15 protein-coding genes, 2 rRNA genes and 1 riboswitch (1 of these 18 cut by a window edge) are annotated in these 15211 nt (G+C 54.5%); of the genes, 15 read left to right on the forward strand and 2 right to left on the reverse strand.

Annotation, left to right across the window (positions count from 1 at the left end; genetic code table 11):
- Positions 1–1886 (forward strand): 23S ribosomal RNA (locus GXP70_RS00845) (it extends 1040 nt beyond the left edge of the window).
- Positions 1887–1992: 106 nt separating this feature from the next.
- Positions 1993–2109: ribosomal RNA gene (rrf, locus tag GXP70_RS00850) — 5S ribosomal RNA — on the forward strand.
- A 120-nt stretch (positions 2110–2229) separates the two neighbouring features.
- Here rrf and GXP70_RS00855 read toward each other — a convergent pair.
- Positions 2230–2760 carry a transposase gene (locus GXP70_RS00855; RefSeq protein ID WP_162354742.1) on the reverse strand — a complete coding sequence of 177 codons (531 nt, stop codon included), beginning with the start codon at positions 2758–2760 and terminating at the stop codon, positions 2230–2232.
- 266 nt (positions 2761–3026) lie between these two features.
- On the opposite strand from GXP70_RS00855, the gene GXP70_RS00860 reads away from it, so the two are divergent.
- From GXP70_RS00860 to rsmI, 10 genes are all read left to right on the forward strand, one after another.
- Positions 3027–3215 carry a sigma factor G inhibitor Gin gene (locus tag GXP70_RS00860; RefSeq protein WP_162354743.1) on the forward strand — a complete coding sequence of 63 codons (189 nt, stop codon included), beginning with the start codon at positions 3027–3029 and terminating at the stop codon, positions 3213–3215.
- Between the two features lie 163 nt (positions 3216–3378).
- Positions 3379–4890: an aminotransferase class I/II-fold pyridoxal phosphate-dependent enzyme gene (locus GXP70_RS00865; RefSeq protein ID WP_162354744.1), complete on the forward strand. Its 1512-nt coding sequence runs from the start codon at positions 3379–3381 to the stop codon at positions 4888–4890.
- Between the two features lie 28 nt (positions 4891–4918).
- Positions 4919–5581 carry a dTMP kinase gene (tmk, locus tag GXP70_RS00870; protein WP_162354745.1) on the forward strand — a complete coding sequence of 221 codons (663 nt, stop codon included), beginning with the start codon at positions 4919–4921 and terminating at the stop codon, positions 5579–5581.
- A 140-nt stretch (positions 5582–5721) separates the two neighbouring features.
- Positions 5722–6051 (forward strand): cyclic-di-AMP receptor, encoded by a 330-nt coding sequence (locus GXP70_RS00875; RefSeq protein WP_162354746.1) that lies wholly within the window; start codon positions 5722–5724, stop codon positions 6049–6051.
- 17 nt (positions 6052–6068) lie between these two features.
- The gene (locus tag GXP70_RS00880) at positions 6069–6512 is read left to right on the forward strand and encodes a YaaR family protein (RefSeq protein WP_162354747.1); all 444 of its coding nucleotides are present in this window, start codon (positions 6069–6071) and stop codon (positions 6510–6512) included.
- A 108-nt stretch (positions 6513–6620) separates the two neighbouring features.
- Entirely contained in the window at positions 6621–7595 is a 975-nt protein-coding gene (gene holB, locus GXP70_RS00885; RefSeq protein ID WP_162354748.1) for a DNA polymerase III subunit delta', read from the forward strand.
- Positions 7596–7599: 4 nt separating this feature from the next.
- Entirely contained in the window at positions 7600–8403 is an 804-nt protein-coding gene (locus GXP70_RS00890; RefSeq protein ID WP_162354749.1) for a PSP1 domain-containing protein, read from the forward strand.
- Between the two features lie 97 nt (positions 8404–8500).
- The gene (locus GXP70_RS00895) at positions 8501–8851 is read left to right on the forward strand and encodes an initiation-control protein YabA (RefSeq protein ID WP_162360241.1); all 351 of its coding nucleotides are present in this window, start codon (positions 8501–8503) and stop codon (positions 8849–8851) included.
- Between the two features lie 106 nt (positions 8852–8957).
- Entirely contained in the window at positions 8958–9737 is a 780-nt protein-coding gene (locus GXP70_RS00900) for a tRNA1(Val) (adenine(37)-N6)-methyltransferase (RefSeq protein WP_162354750.1), read from the forward strand.
- A complete protein-coding gene (gene rsmI, locus GXP70_RS00905) occupies positions 9734–10633 on the forward strand; it encodes a 16S rRNA (cytidine(1402)-2'-O)-methyltransferase (RefSeq protein ID WP_162354751.1) in 900 nt (299 codons plus the stop codon). Before GXP70_RS00900 ends, rsmI begins: the two co-directional genes overlap by 4 nt.
- Positions 10634–10746: 113 nt before the next feature.
- Here rsmI and GXP70_RS00910 read toward each other — a convergent pair whose 3' ends face one another.
- A complete protein-coding gene (locus GXP70_RS00910) occupies positions 10747–11001 on the reverse strand; it encodes an AbrB/MazE/SpoVT family DNA-binding domain-containing protein (RefSeq protein ID WP_161705218.1) in 255 nt (84 codons plus the stop codon).
- 288 nt (positions 11002–11289) lie between these two features.
- Here GXP70_RS00910 and GXP70_RS00915 point away from each other — a divergent pair, with 288 nt between their 5' ends.
- The 3 genes from GXP70_RS00915 to GXP70_RS00925 all read left to right on the forward strand — a co-directional run bounded on the left by GXP70_RS00915 (position 11290) and on the right by GXP70_RS00925 (position 15152).
- Positions 11290–12591 carry an HD domain-containing protein gene (locus tag GXP70_RS00915; RefSeq protein WP_162360242.1) on the forward strand — a complete coding sequence of 434 codons (1302 nt, stop codon included), beginning with the start codon at positions 11290–11292 and terminating at the stop codon, positions 12589–12591.
- A 21-nt stretch (positions 12592–12612) separates the two neighbouring features.
- Entirely contained in the window at positions 12613–13377 is a 765-nt protein-coding gene (locus tag GXP70_RS00920) for a TatD family hydrolase (RefSeq protein ID WP_162354752.1), read from the forward strand.
- Between the two features lie 187 nt (positions 13378–13564).
- A riboswitch (cyclic di-AMP (ydaO/yuaA leader) is annotated at positions 13565–13773 on the forward strand.
- A 413-nt stretch (positions 13774–14186) separates the two neighbouring features.
- Positions 14187–15152, forward strand: coding sequence for a resuscitation-promoting factor (locus GXP70_RS00925; RefSeq protein WP_318652400.1), 966 nt, complete (start codon positions 14187–14189; stop codon positions 15150–15152).
- Positions 15153–15211: the final 59 nt, after the last annotated feature.

The following is a 15211-nucleotide window of genomic DNA, read 5'->3' on the forward strand; positions in this document are numbered from 1 at the left end:
ATCAGCTAAGGTCCCCAAGTGTGTGTTAAGTGGGAAAGGATGTGGAGTTGCAAAGACAACCAGGATGTTGGCTTAGAAGCAGCCACCATTTAAAGAGTGCGTAATAGCTCACTGGTCGAGTGACTCTGCGCCGAAAATGTAACGGGGCTAAACACACCACCGAAGCTATGGCTTGATGCTTTGCATCAGGGGTAGGGGAGCGTCGTGTATAGGTTGAAGTCAGACCGTAAGGACTGGTGGACAATACACGAGTGAGAATGCCGGTATGAGTAACGAAAAGACAAGTGAGAATCTTGTCCGCCGTAAGCCTAAGGGTTCCTGAGGAAGGTTCGTCCGCTCAGGGTAAGTCGGGACCTAAGGCGAGGCCGAAAGGCGTAGTCGAAGGACAACAGGTTGATATTCCTGTACCACCGTAAGCCGTTACGAGCAATGGGGTGACGCAGAAGGATAGTGACGCGGGCTGATGGATGCCCGTCCAAGCAGTGAGGCTGGTGCGTAGGCAAATCCGCGCATCGTAAGGCTGGGCTGTGATGGGGAGCGAAAATTGCAGTAGCGAAGGTCATGCGTTCAGGCTGCCAAGAAAAGCCTCTAGCCAGGTGAAGGTGCCCGTACCGCAAACCGACACAGGTAGGCGAGCAGAGTATGCTAAGGCGCTCGGAAGAACTCTCGTTAAGGAACTCGGCAAAATGACCCCGTAACTTCGGGAGAAGGGGTGCCTCGGTAGGGTGAATAGCCCGAGGGGGCCGCAGTGAAAAGGCCCAAGCGACTGTTTAGCAAAAACACAGGTCTGTGCGAAGCCGTAAGGCGAAGTATACGGGCTGACGCCTGCCCGGTGCTGGAAGGTTAAGGGGAGTGGTTAGGGGCAACCCGAAGCTATGAACCGAAGCCCCAGTAAACGGCGGCCGTAACTATAACGGTCCTAAGGTAGCGAAATTCCTTGTCAGGTAAATTCTGACCCGCACGAATGGCGTAACGACTTGGGCGCTGTCTCAACGAGAGATCCGGTGAAATTTTAATACCTGTGAAGATGCAGGTTACCCGCGACAAGACGGAAAGACCCCATGGAGCTTTACTGCAGCTTGATATTGGACTTTGGTACGATCTGTACAGGATAGGTGGGAGCCTAGGAAGCCGGAGCGCCAGCTTCGGTGGAGGCATCGTTGGGATACCACCCTGATCGTATCGGAGTTCTAACCTGGTACCGTGATCCGGTACAGGGACCGTGTCAGGTGGGCAGTTTGACTGGGGCGGTCGCCTCCTAAAATGTAACGGAGGCGCCCAAAGGTTCCCTCAGAATGGTTGGAAATCATTCGAAGCGTGCAAAGGCATAAGGGAGCTTGACTGCGAGACCTACAAGTCGAGCAGGGACGAAAGTCGGGCTTAGTGATCCGGTGGTACCGCATGGAAGGGCCATCGCTCAACGGATAAAAGCTACCCTGGGGATAACAGGCTTATCTCCCCCAAGAGTCCACATCGACGGGGAGGTTTGGCACCTCGATGTCGGCTCATCGCATCCTGGGGCTGAAGTAGGTCCCAAGGGTTGGGCTGTTCGCCCATTAAAGCGGTACGCGAGCTGGGTTCAGAACGTCGTGAGACAGTTCGGTCCCTATCTGTCGTGGGCGTAGGAAATTTGAGAGGAGCTGTCCTTAGTACGAGAGGACCGGGATGGACGCACCGCTGGTGTACCAGTTGTTCCGCCAGGAGCACCGCTGGGTAGCCAAGTGCGGACGGGATAAGCGCTGAAAGCATCTAAGCGTGAAGCCCCCCTCAAGATGAGATTTCCCAGTACGTAAGACCCCTTGAAGACGACGAGGTTGATAGGTTCGAGGTGGAAGCGCAGCAATGCGTGGAGCTGACGAATACTAATCGGTCGAGGGCTTATCCAACATGCATGCTCTTCAGCTAATGAAAGACCTTCGCAAAGGTTCGTATCCAGTTTTCAGGGTGTAAAGCTCTGAGTTACATCGCGCATTCCGACAAGGAAGACGCCCGTTTGGTGGCGATGGCGAAGGGGAACCACGCGTACCCATCCCGAACACGACCGTTAAGCCCTTCAGCGCCGATGGTACTTGGACCGCAGGGTCCTGGGAGAGTAGGACGTTGCCAAGCACGATGAACCGACTGCATGATTGCAGTCGGTTTTTTGTTGTTTATTTCATCCATTGTTGTTCTTCAAATTGTTCCACGTGAAAAAAGTCAACTGCCGTCATCTGCGCTCGATGGAGCGCATTAGCGATGATAGTAGCTGACTTCGTTGGCCGTGATCTTGATCACGCCATCCCGTTTGGACTTCCGCAGTCTTGTCAGGGTGACAAGCCTTGGCGCAAGGAACCAGAAGTGGCACATCATCAGGCTGATCATGGTTGCTTCATTCGTCCACGGATACAATACGGCGATCGCACAAATGCCCAGCCAGAAGATATGACGGTGCACGCGGCGGAACAGCCCTAGTTCGATATAGGCTACCGGAATATAACCGATCCATATGCCTAATACCCGCCAGCCCCACCGTCTATAATCGGGTTCATCGACACGGATGAGCGTCAAGCGGATAATAATGAAGTGAATGAATTGGCTGCAGAGGATGCCGATGCCGAATGCTTTCACGCCCTCAAGCCGATACATGAGGACGAGGAAAGCGGCAAGGATCACTATCGCGCACAGATAACTGCGGTAGAGCTCACCGCGCACGACGACCTTCTTCATTAGATGGTATTGATAAATCGTTGCTTGTGCTTGCTCGGCGAGCGTTCCCCGCATAGATCATTTCTCCGTCCCTTCTGCCTGCAACTGCAATGAATGCGCCTGTGTCGCGCCGTATCACCTTGTACACCATGTATCGGATTTTAGAGCGGGATTATGTAGACTTCCTTCCCAAAGAAGTACAAGCATTCAGTCACCGATCTGGGCGTTTCGACATAAACTGTATTACTATTTGAAATGGGCTATGAAAGTCGTATAGGTTGCTAGACTTTGTGGCATACTAGAAGCAATGACTTATTTGCCCATGGGTGAGGTGAAGCGAAATGACGGAAGAATCTCCGGTCAGCGTATGCATGATTTGCGGAATCGCGAAGCAGGAAGGCATACGGATCATCGATGGTTTTATTTGCGATACTTGCGAGATTGAGATGGTGCAGACGGACGTACAGGATGAGAAATACCCTTTTTTCATTCATCAGCTTAGACGCATCTGGCTTCAAAATAACGCCTAACTGCCGATAGCCGGCCGCCGTTAATCCTTGATTTTCTCGTCAAGCATGTCATGCGGGAGAGTTCGGGATTATTTTGTATACGCCCGTGGCAAGGGTTTATGTCGGTCTCCGAATCCATTATGATGGAAGGATAGAAATGCGATGGAACCGGAGGAATATAGCATTGCGCCAACGAAAAACCAACAAAACCTGGCATGCCCCATTGTTCGATACACTGACTAGGCTTCATGCGGCGAATCCCGTTAGCTTCCACGTTCCGGGTCACAAATACGGGCAATCGGTTATGGCCCATGACGGCGTTCCGCTGCAGGCCCTCCAAGCCTTAACGAACGTAATGAACATCGACGTCACGGAACTGTCGATGACCGATGATCTTCACGCACCGTCGGGTGTCATCGATGAAGCGCAGCGCCTAGCTGCCGCTTCGTTCGGGGCGGAGCAGACGTTCTTCCTGGTGGGCGGAAGCACGGCCGGCAACTTGGCGATGCTGCTTGCGGTATGCGAGCCCGACGATCTGATGATCGTCCAGCGCAATGCGCACAAATCCGTGCTGAACGGATTGAAGCTGGCTGGGGCCAGGGCGGTGTTCCTGATGCCGGAACGCGATGCGGCGAACGGTCTGGACGTTGTCCCTTCGCTTGCGCTCGTGGAGCAGGCCTTGCAGCGATATCCGGAGGCGAAGGCCGTCTTCTTAACCAACCCAAGCTACTATGGGCTTCATGCCCGGCTTGAGCCCTACGCCGATCTTGTACACCGTTACGGCAAAATGCTGCTTGTCGATGAAGCGCACGGCGCCCATTACGGGCTCCATCCGGCATTTCCGCAATCGGCCGTTCGGGCGGGCGCGGATGCGGTCGTTCAGTCGACGCATAAGACGCTGCAGGCGCTTACGATGGGGGCGATGCTGCATCTGCAAGGCGAGCGGATTCCGCGGCAGGCCGTTGCCGAAGCGCTGCGCATGATCCAAAGCTCCAGTCCTTCGTACCCGATCCTCGCCTCGCTTGATATTACCCGGGCAATGATCGATATGCATGGTCCAGGGATGTTTGAACGAGGTTTGGCCGCTGCCGCTGTCTTCCGGGCATGGATGCAGGAGCAGGGCGGTTACCGTATTGCTGCGTCAACGGCGGATGGGGTGCGTGTCGATCCGCTCCGCATCGCGCTATGCGACGCGGCAGGCAAACGGACGGGGTTCGAGCTGCAGAAGCGGCTGGAGGCTCACGGCTGTTATGCGGAACTGGCCGATTCCAGCTATGTCGTCCTGCTCTTCGGAATGGCGGCGACATTCGAAGACGTGGATAGACTGAAGCATGCCCTGCTGGCCATCCTGGATGACGCGAATGACAATGCTAATGAAACGTTAGTTCCGATAGACGAGGCGGCGCAGCATTCGACAGCGCGATCCCGGATATCGGAGCCTGTCAGATTCAACAGGCATGGCGCCCATTCCTGCAGAGGCACAGGTACGGAGCGCATCCTTCTGGAAGAAGCGGAGGGAAGATATGCGGCGGAAGCCGTAATCCCGTATCCGCCAGGCATTCCTTTGTTGTATGAAGGCGAACGGATATCCGCCGATGTCATCGCGATTATTGAACGGCTCGTCGCCGACGGGGCCAGATGTCAGGGCGCTGCCGATTCGGCGATGCGAACGATAGCCGTTATTGCAGAAGCATAGCGGATTTACGCGATTGGTTGGCTCTGATATGATTAGGGTACTAACAGACAGAGGAGTACGGCAATTGGATAAAGGTTTGTTTGTAACGTTTGAAGGCGGCGAAGGTGCAGGAAAAACGACATTGATCGACGAGCTCGCCAAAACGCTTCGTTGTCAAGGCAGGGATGTGCTGACGACAAGAGAACCGGGCGGCATTCCGATCGCGGAGCAGATTCGCGGGATTCTGCTGGACCGGAACCATACCGCGATGGATCCGCGCACCGAAGCTTTGCTCTATGCGGCGGCGCGGCGCCAGCATTTGGCGGAGAGAGTGATCCCCGCGCTCGCGAGAGGGGCGATCGTCATCTGCGATCGGTTTATCGACAGCAGCCTGGCCTATCAAGGGTATGCGCGCGGGCTGGGCATCGATGAAATCCGTGCCGTCAATGCATTCGCCATCGGCGATCATATGCCGGCATTGACGTTCTGGCTGGATATTTCGCCCGAGGTCGGATTGGCACGCGTCCATGCGGGTGACGGGCGGGAAGTGAACCGGCTTGATCTGGAGGGGTTTGCCTTCCATGAGGCGGTAAGAGAAGGCTACCGGCAGCTCCATGAGTCCGATCCCGGAAGGATCGTCCGAATCGATGCGGAGCAAGCGCCCGAATCCGTCCTAAACGATGTTCTTTCGATACTAAATGCGCGGTTATGAAGGATTTTTTACAATCCATGTCAAATAATATATAGAGGAATCATAATTGCATTGCGATTGTTTCGGAATAAGGCATGCCTCGCCGCCGGGCGAAGGCGGCAGCGGTTCTTCCAGCTGGAAGTATAATAGGAGGGATTAGGATGAAATTAGTTATTGCGATCGTTCAAGATAAGGACAGCAATCGACTGTCAAATGCACTCGTAAGAGAGGGATTCCGGGCGACGAAGCTCGCGAGTACGGGCGGGTTCCTGCGCGCAGGCAATACGACCTTTATCATCGGGATCGAGGATGAGCGCGTTCATGAAGTGTTGAATGTGATCCGTGCCAATTGTAAAGTTCGCGATCAGCTTGTTTCTCCGGTTTCTCCGATGGGAAGCACCACCGATTCCTATATTCCGTTCCCCGTCGAGGTACAGGTTGGCGGCGCGGCGGTATTCGTCGTTCCTGTCGAACGGTTCGAACATTTCTGATTGGGCGTGAGCATACGATGAAGATCAATCCCGGCTGGCGGCCTCTGGGCGCCGATCGTTCGCGCCCGGATTCCGGCGCAAGGCCCGCTGCGGTCAGAAGCTTCGCGGACGTTATGAATGTTCAGGACGAACAGCGGACGATCGAGCAGCTTCAGGAGAAGCTGAACGATATTCATAATCAAGGGGAGCGCTTGGCGCGCTCGATGACGGTCAGGGAGCTGAAGCTCTATCGTCAAATGGTCAAGAAGTTTCTCGAGGATACCGTCAGACGGGGCGTGGGCTTGCGAGAGTCGCGCGGTTTCGACCGGCGCGGCCGCACGAAACGATATAAGCTGCTGGACGAAATCGACGCCTCGCTTGTCGCCATGGGCGACGAGCTGCTGGAAAGCGAAGAAGGGCGATTGCAGCTCCTTCAATCGGTGGGCGATATTCGCGGCATGCTGATCAATTTATTTTTCTAACGGAAAGCGGCGAAAGCCGCTTCTTTTTCAAATCAAGCAAGTAGAATCGCGCTGCGCTGATCAATGGGCGGCGGCACCGGGTTCACCTGACAGAAAGGATATGGCGTAATGAGCATTGCAGAGGTTGCCGGACAACCGAAGGCGAAACGGATCTTGCAGTACGCGCTGACGAGCGGCAAAGTATCGCATGCCTACTTATTCAGCGGGCCGGCGGGAAGCGGACGCTTGCAGATGGCCATGGCTTTCGCGAAGGCGCTGTTCTGCACCGAGAGCGGGGACGATGCGTGCGGCCGCTGCCTGGAATGCCGGAAATTCGAGCATGGCAACCAACCGGATCTGCACATCGTCGAGCCGGATGGCAGTTCCATTAAAATCGACCAAATTCGCGAGCTTCAGCGAGAGTTCGCTTATCGGAATACGGGCAGCGCCCGAAAAATCTACATTATGCAGCGGGCGGAGACGATGACGCTGCAGGCGGCCAACAGCCTGCTCAAGTTTCTGGAGGAGCCGGGCTCGCCCGTCGTGGCGATGCTGCTGACCGAGAACGGACAAGCGATGCTGCCGACGATCCGCTCGCGTACGCAGCTTGTTCCGTTCATGCCGCTTGCCCCGCAGGAGATGCTGCAGGCGCTCGTGAATGAGGGCTTGCCCCAGCTGCCAGTCCGCGCCGCCGTGCATCTGGCTTCCGGCCTTGATGCGTGCAGGGCGCTTATCCAGCAGAATGGGTTTGCAGAAATGAGAAACGTAGTGATACAATTGGGAAAGGACAGTCTGAACCGGTTCACCGCGGCGATGATGTCCTTGCAGCAAATCATGAAGACGGAGCTTGGTGAACAGCCGCAGCTTCTTTTGTCATTGTTGATGCTGTGGTACAAAGATATGATTCATTTTCAAGCCGGAAGACATGAGTCGCTCGTTTTTATAGATCAGCTTGATTGGATTGGCAAACATGCCTATGCGCGTCCGGCCGAGGGCTGGGTGGCATGCATGGAGTACACGCTGGAAGCGGGCAAACGCATCCGTGCGCACGTTTCGGCGCAATTGGCGCTTGAGCAGCTGCTCATCCGCGTACAGGAGGGTTGAATACTTGTATACCGTCGTCGGTGTCCGTTTTAAGAAAGCGGGCAAGATCTACTACTTTGACCCCGTCGATTTCCAGGTGGACAAGGAGCAATATGTCATCGTGGAGACGGCAAGAGGGATTGAATACGGAAAAGTCGTGGTAGGACCGAAGCAAGTCGGTGAATCGGACGTGGTCCTGCCGTTGAAGAAGGTCATCCGCATCGCGGGCGACAATGACGCGAGAATCGTCGAAGAGAACAAGTCGGCGGCGCGCAACGCCTTTGCGACATGCCTGGAGAAGATTCGCGATCATCAGCTGAAGATGAAGCTGGTCGATGTCGAATTTACGTTTGACCGCAATAAAATCATCTTTTATTTCACGGCCGAAGGGCGGGTCGACTTCCGCGAGCTGGTTAAGGATCTGGCCAGCGTATTCCGCACCCGGATCGAACTGAGGCAGATCGGCGTTCGCGACGAAGCGAAAATGCTGGGCGGCATCGGTCCGTGCGGGCGCGTGCTCTGCTGCTCGACATGGCTCGGCGATTTCGAGCCGGTATCGATCAAGATGGCGAAGGATCAGAATTTGTCGCTGAACCCGACGAAAATTTCCGGTTTATGCGGACGGCTGATGTGCTGCCTCAAGTACGAGCACGACAATTACGAAAGCATCCGCGAGGAGCTTCCGGCCATTGGCAAAATCGTCGTCACCTCTTACGGGGAAGGCAAAGTAACGGGCATCAATGCCGGCTCCAAATCGGTGTATGTGCAATTGTTCGATGTCGGCGGCAAACCGAAGGAACTACCGCTTGATGATGTCGTCGTAAAGTAAGGCCGGATCCGGCCATGTGAAATCCGAAGCTGCATAGCCTTGGGGTGGAAACTTGAAAAAAGACATTTTTAGCGAAATCAGCAATTTGGAAGCGCATATGGGCAGCTTGTATACGGAGCTTGGTTCCTTGAAGCACAAGATTAAGACGCTGCTTGAAGAGAATAACCGGCTCAGCATAGAAAACGGTCAGCTGCGCAAAGTATTAAAGCGGGAAACGGCGGTTCATGCGACGAGCAAGCCGGAACCGGCTATCGTTCCGGAGACGATCGACGAAGCCGAAACGAGCGAGGAACCGGTAATCACGGGCGATCCTTCGGCGGTCGGCCAAGGATATGATAATTTGGCAAGACTGTATCATGAAGGATTTCATATCTGTAATTTGTATTATGGGCATTTGCGTACGGAAGGCGATTGCTTGTTCTGCCTCTCGTTTCTCAATAAAGATTAATAGGACGCCTCTACGCGGCCGAATCACGGCGCGGTTCGTTGACAAGACCCTCTAACACAGGGTCTTGTTTGCATATTAGAGATGATCGGATTAAGGAGCATATCACATGGGGAAAGACGTCGTATTGGCAGAAGGCGAAAGACTGGATGACTTGTTGACGCATCAATTGCATATTATTCAAAGCCGGGAGGTGTTCAGCTTCTCGATGGACGCCGTATTGCTGGCCCGGTTCGCCGCGGTGCCGCCGCGCGGGAGGATTCTCGATCTATGCAGCGGTAACGGAGTCATTCCGCTGCTGCTGACAACGCGCACGAAAGCGGTGATCGACGCCGTCGAAATCCAGCCGCGGCTGGCGGATATGGCGCGCAGAAGCGTTGCCGCGAATGGATTGGAAGAGCGCATCAAGGTGTACGAAGGGGATTTGCGCGACTTCCATAAGCAGAGAGGGCATGGCATCTACGATGTCGTGACGGTTAATCCGCCGTACATGCCGGCCGGGACGGGAGACCAGAACGAGAATGAGCATTTCGCCATGGCCCGCCATGAACGCAAGGGCACATTGGACGACATCGTCGCCGCCTGCGCGCGGCTTGTCCGAACGGGCGGACGGGTTGCAATGGTGCATCGGCCTGCCAGACTCGCGGAAATCATGGAGACGATGCGCAAATGGAAGCTCGAGCCGAAACGGATGCGCTTCGTTCATCCGAGCGCGGAATCGGAAGCGAACATGGTGCTGATCGAGGCGGTCCGGGATGCCAAGCCGGAGCTGCGGATGCTTCCGCCGCTTATCGTGTATAATGAGCAGCGGCAGTACAACGAGGAATTAATGCGGATCTATTATGGAGAACAAGCAGCGAGCGCGGCTGCGAAGGAGACAGGCAAATGATCGTACAGCACAGCTTTCAAACGGCCGGGGCGTCAAACGGACAGTCCGGGGGTACATTGTATTTGGTAGGCACCCCGATCGGCAATCTGGAGGACATGACGTTCCGGGCGATCCGGATCTTGAAGGAGGTCGATCTGATCGCCGCCGAGGACACGAGGCAGACAAGGAAGCTGCTGGCGCATTTCGAAATCAACAACCGGCTTGTCAGCTACCATGAGCATAATAAGGAGGCGAGCGGACCGGAGCTGATCCGGCTGCTGGAAGCGGGGCAGTCGATTGCGCTCGTGAGCGACGCCGGCATGCCGGCGATCTCCGATCCGGGGGCCGACTTGGCGGCCGCGGCCGCGGCGCGGCAGCTTGCGGTCGTGCCGGTCCCGGGCGCCAATGCGGCGTTATCGGCGCTGATCGTCTCCGGGCTGCCGACGGAGCGATTCCTGTTCGCCGGGTTTCCGCCCCGCGAACGCAAACCGCTTGCCGCTTGGCTAACCAAGCTGCAGCGGCAGGAAGAGACGCTGATCTGCTATGAATCGCCGCATCGCGTTGCCAAGACGCTGCCGGTCATGCTGGAGGTGCTCGGCGATCGAAGAATCGCGATGGTCCGGGAGTTGACCAAGCGGCATGAAGAAATCGTCCGCGGGACGATAGCGGAATGCATCGCATGGCTGGAGGAGCATCCGCCCCTTGGCGAATACTGCATCGTCATCGCAGGATTGAGCGGCGAAGAAGCCGCCGCCGCGCAGCAAGAAGAAACCATGTGGTGGACCGCGTTGAGCTTAGAAGAGCATGTCGCGCATTACGAGACGCTTAGCGGAGATCGCAAGGAGGCCATTAAACGTACGGCGCTCGACCGGGGGCTGCAGAAGCGGGACGTCTATAATGAAGTAATGAAGAAATAAAAAAAAAGACCTTCCTGGCCATGCTGGCCCAGGAAGGCATCAAGGAGTATGAAAAAGGTTAGAATTAACAAATTCGATAATACCATTATAACCTATATTTTTTGATTTGTCTCTTATTTTGTAATCGGAGTTGGCATTTCCGTCAAACAAACGTTGCAGACGATTTTTCCTTTGAAATAAGCGACGTTCTCGGCGTTGCCGCAGAAGATGCAGGCAGGCTCGTATTTCTTCAGCATGATGCGTTCGCCGTCCACGTAAATTTCCAAGGCGTCCTTCTCTCCGATGCCGAGCGTACGGCGCAATTCGATTGGAATTACGACACGGCCGAGCTCATCAACTTTCCGAACGATACCAGTAGACTTCATCATTTGCAATCATTCCCCTTCCATATTATACAGTCGCCACGATTCGACAAAATTCTAGCAATTTATGTCTTAATAATACCAACGTTTCCCATAATAGTCAACACGCTCTCCATGGCGAACAAGAGCGATAACAGCCAGTAGTTCTCTACTTTATGGCATTTAATTATACTTATTATAGTACAACAACCTCGTACATATTGGAAATAGAATTATGACACAATTCGACAACTGTTCGACAATTATGTCGAAATAACGAACGATTGGAGCGTGTGGGAAATGACGGGAGATGCCATCAAAGATCGTCTGCCTGAAGAGAAAGTATTCAAGGACCCGGTTCACAAGTACATCTATGTACAGGATCAATTGATTTGGAATTTGATCAACACCCGCGAATTTCAGCGTCTGCGCCGCATCCGGCAGCTCGGAACCTCGTATCTGACTTTCCACGGGGCCGAGCACAGCCGATTCTCCCATTCGCTCGGCGTATATGAAATTACGCGCAAAATCATTTCGCAGTTCGAACGAAGCGGGTATCCCGGCTGGCCGAAAGAAGAGAAGCTCGTCGCGCTCTGCGCCGCGCTGCTTCACGATATCGGGCATGGACCATTCTCCCATTCCATCGAAGATGTCTTCGAAACGCATCATGAAGCCTGGACGTGCCGCATTCTGCTCGAGGACACCGCAATCAACCGCGTGCTTCGGGCGTTCGACCCTTCCTATCCCGAGCGCGTGGCCGCGGTCATATGCAAAACGTATCATGAACCGATCGTCGTCTCTCTTGTCTCGAGTCAAATGGATGCGGACCGGATGGACTATTTGCTGCGGGACGCGTACTTTACGGGGGTGAACTACGGCACCTTTGATTTGGAGCGGATCCTGCGGGTGCTTCGGCCGCATCAGGGACGGATCGTCGTCAAAGAAAGCGGCATGCACGCCGTCGAAGACTATTTGATGTCTCGGTACCAAATGTATTGGCAGGTTTATTTTCACCCGGTGACGCGAAGCTCGGAAATCATACTCAGGCAAATCTTTCGCAGAGCGAAGGAGCTTCAAGGGGGTGGCTATGACTTTAGTTGGATGATGCCTCCGCTCGAGAAGCTGATTACCGGTACGATCGATATCGGCGATTACCTGGCGCTGGACGAAGCGCTTGTCCAGACGGCCTTTGCGGCATGGGCCAGTGAGCCGGATCCCGTGCTGTCCGACCTATGTCGCCGTTTCCTGGATCGAAGGCTGTACAAATACGTTACGATGGACAGGCCCGACGAGAAGCTGTGGCAGGACATCCGCAGCGCAATCCTCTCCATCGGCCTTCATCCGGACTATCACTTGGAAATTGACTTTCCGTATGACATGCCCTACCATGTTTATCGTCCGGGCAAGACGAGGAACGCGGGCAAAGAAGAAAAACCGCCGATTCTGCTGTTGTCCGGCGAGGATCAATTGTCGGAAATTTCCGGCCGTTCCGATATCGTCCGCTCCATCACGGGCATCCATCAGGGAAAGTACCACTTGTATTACCCGGAAGAACCGCTGCTTGAATCGGCGCAGCTTCTTCCCGCGAATATACGCGAATTATTTGCTTTAATGTAGAAAGGGGATCCGCGCAACGTTATGTTAATCGACACGCATACGCATTTGGACTCGCATAAATTCGACGCAGACCGCGAAGAGGTCATAGAACGAGCATTGGCCGAGGGCGTACATAAGCTCATTAACGTCGGGTTTAACCGGGAGACGATTCCGACGACGATGGCGCTCGCCGAGAAGTACCCGTTCATCTATGCCGCCGTCGGCTGGCATCCCGTCGACAGTATTGATATGAAGCCGGAGGATCTCGAGTGGATCGCTTCGCTCTGCGACCATCCCAAAGTCGTCGCCATCGGGGAAATCGGCCTCGACTACCACTGGGATACGTCGCCGAAGGACGTTCAGCAGCTCGCGTTCCGCCAACAAATCGCCCTGGCCAAAGAGAAGCGCAAGCCGATCGTCATCCATAACCGGGACGCGCACGAGGATGTCGTTCGGATTCTCCGCGAGGAAGGGGCAAGCAATGTCGGGGGCGTGATGCATTGCTTCTCCGGCAGCTGGGAGACGGCCAAGCAATGCCTGGATATGAATTTCTACATTTCCTTCGGGGGACCGCTTACATTCCAGAACGCACGGGTGCCGAAAGAAGTCATGGCCAAGGTACCGCTGGACCGGCTGCTGATCGAGACCGACGCGCCTTATCTGGCTCCTCACCCCCATCGCGGGAAACGCAACGAGTCCGCTTTCGTCCGTCTTGTAGCAAGCACGATGGCCGAAATTTTAAACAAATCTTTAGTTGAAATTGGGGAAATTACGACGGAGAATGCAAAGAGATGTTTTGGAATCTAATGAAAATGCGAGTGAAAGTAAGCATTTAGGAGGAATCCGGTGAAAAAAATGATTTTTGATCAGAGAATCGCTTCATTTTATCGGATATTTCCTTGAAATTCACTAAAATCGTCATTAATCAGTTCTTTACAATGTGCTGCGCTAGACTGTATCATTCATTTCAGAGCAACACAACCTGTATTCGTTTTCCAATTAATCGCTTAATCTCCGGTCTTCGGAGAGCGGGGGAACCAAATGTTGAAACTGTTTGTATCGTTACGGACAGCGGAGGCATGGAAATTCTTCTTGGGGTGAATTTCGCGTCGGGGCATCGAGGTCTAAGGCCTCCCGGGCGAATAGGGCGACTCTCACGCCCGAATCCGACAGCTAACCTCGCAAGCGTCAATAAGAGAGATCAACCTCGTGTAAGCAATTTATGCTGCCATTTTCCGATGGAAGCCACGAACCAGATCCTCTGTCGTCGGGCTTCTTTTTGTTTGAATAATGCGCAAACTGACGACATAGAGTGTTTCGTGGAGGCGGCGCCGGGGGGAAGACGGAAAATGCGTGCTATGCACGCTAATACTCAATAGTCGCGTCTAGTATCATGCATAACAAGGCGGCGGGGCTATGTAAGGAGGACCGAAGAAGTGGGAGCACTCCAGCTTAAGGACACCCATGGGAAACGATCATCCAGCATGTCTTTCGCATTGCGATGGAAGCATGAGAATGTGCGTTTAATTGTGCTAAGCGCCATGATCTCAATCGCTATGACTTTCATGTTTCTGGTGTTGTTGTACGGAACGGCTGATAAGCATGTCTCCGTAGTATTGAATGGACGGGAAACTATCGTATCGACGAAGCAATGGGTCCTTCAACGCCTACTGGATGAACAAGCCATTACGATCGGCGAACACGACAAAGTGTCGATGCCGCTGGATGGCGGAATAAGCGACGGCGACCGGATCGTCATCGATCAAGCGGTTCCGCTTATTGTAAAGGCTGACGGCAAAACAAGAACGTTGTACACGACAGAAAGAACTGTACAGGCGGCGATCGATCAGGCAGATATAGCGGTTCGCGGTCAAGACAAGGTATTCCCTTCGCTAACGGCCGCGCTGGAACCGAACATGACCGTCACGGTCACCCGGATCGACAAAAAATATTCCGAGACGTCCTATGACGTGCCGTTCACGGTCGTGAAGAAGAACGATGCGAATATGTCGCTCGGGAAACAGAAGCTTGTCCGTCAAGGCAAGCAGGGCAAGGTCGTCAAGCGTTATGAGACGGTGTACGCCGACGGCGTCCTCGTGTCCCAATCGCTCGTCGAGAAATTGACGCCGCAGCCGGCGGTGAGTCAAGTCGTCTCGATCGGGACGAAGAAGCCGGAGCCGAAGGTAACGACGCTGTCCGCCAACGCCAATACGTCGACGATGACGAAACGCGGCGTGACGTTCAGCCCGAAGAGAGTGATCAAGAACGTAACGCTCACGGCTTATTCCGCGGGCGTCGCTTCGACGGGCAAAGGAACGAGCCACCCCGAGTACGGCATTACCGCATCGGGAACGCGGGTCACCGAAGGCCGTACGATCGCGGTCGATCCGAAGGTCATTCCGATCGGCTACTGGGTCTATATTGAAGGCATCGGCTTCCGCCGCGCGGAAGACACGGGCAGTGCCGTCAAGGGCAACAAGATCGACGTTTATTTCGAAAGCGAATCGTACGCCAACCGTTTCGGCTTGAAGCGGGGCTATACGGTATACGTGCTGGGACCGAAAAAGCCGGAGTCTCTATAGATCCCGGTTTGCGTTCGGCTCGAATCTGACGATCGGAAGCGGCGGCAGGAACGGAGCCG

The sequence above is a fragment of the Paenibacillus lycopersici genome, assembly GCF_010119935.1.
GTDB classification, from domain to species: Bacteria; Bacillota; Bacilli; order Paenibacillales; family Paenibacillaceae; genus Paenibacillus_Z; species Paenibacillus_Z lycopersici.

What these genes read in the sequence shown, in the direction of transcription:
- GXP70_RS00855 (WP_162354742.1), bottom strand. Translation starts at nt 2,760, where the DNA reads ATGCGGGGAACGCTCGCCGAGCAAGCACAAGCAACGATTTATCAATAC.
- GXP70_RS00860 (WP_162354743.1), top strand. Translation starts at nt 3,027, where the DNA reads ATGACGGAAGAATCTCCGGTCAGCGTATGCATGATTTGCGGAATCGCG.
- tmk (WP_162354745.1), top strand. Translation starts at nt 4,919, where the DNA reads ATGATTAGGGTACTAACAGACAGAGGAGTACGGCAATTGGATAAAGGT.
- GXP70_RS00875 (WP_162354746.1), top strand. Translation starts at nt 5,722, where the DNA reads ATGAAATTAGTTATTGCGATCGTTCAAGATAAGGACAGCAATCGACTG.
- GXP70_RS00880 (WP_162354747.1), top strand. Translation starts at nt 6,069, where the DNA reads ATGAAGATCAATCCCGGCTGGCGGCCTCTGGGCGCCGATCGTTCGCGC.
- holB (WP_162354748.1), top strand. Translation starts at nt 6,621, where the DNA reads ATGAGCATTGCAGAGGTTGCCGGACAACCGAAGGCGAAACGGATCTTG.
- GXP70_RS00895 (WP_162360241.1), top strand. Translation starts at nt 8,501, where the DNA reads ATGGGCAGCTTGTATACGGAGCTTGGTTCCTTGAAGCACAAGATTAAG.
- GXP70_RS00900 (WP_162354750.1), top strand. Translation starts at nt 8,958, where the DNA reads ATGGGGAAAGACGTCGTATTGGCAGAAGGCGAAAGACTGGATGACTTG.
- rsmI (WP_162354751.1), top strand. Translation starts at nt 9,734, where the DNA reads ATGATCGTACAGCACAGCTTTCAAACGGCCGGGGCGTCAAACGGACAG.
- GXP70_RS00910 (WP_161705218.1), bottom strand. Translation starts at nt 11,001, where the DNA reads ATGATGAAGTCTACTGGTATCGTTCGGAAAGTTGATGAGCTCGGCCGT.
- GXP70_RS00920 (WP_162354752.1), top strand. Translation starts at nt 12,613, where the DNA reads ATGTTAATCGACACGCATACGCATTTGGACTCGCATAAATTCGACGCA.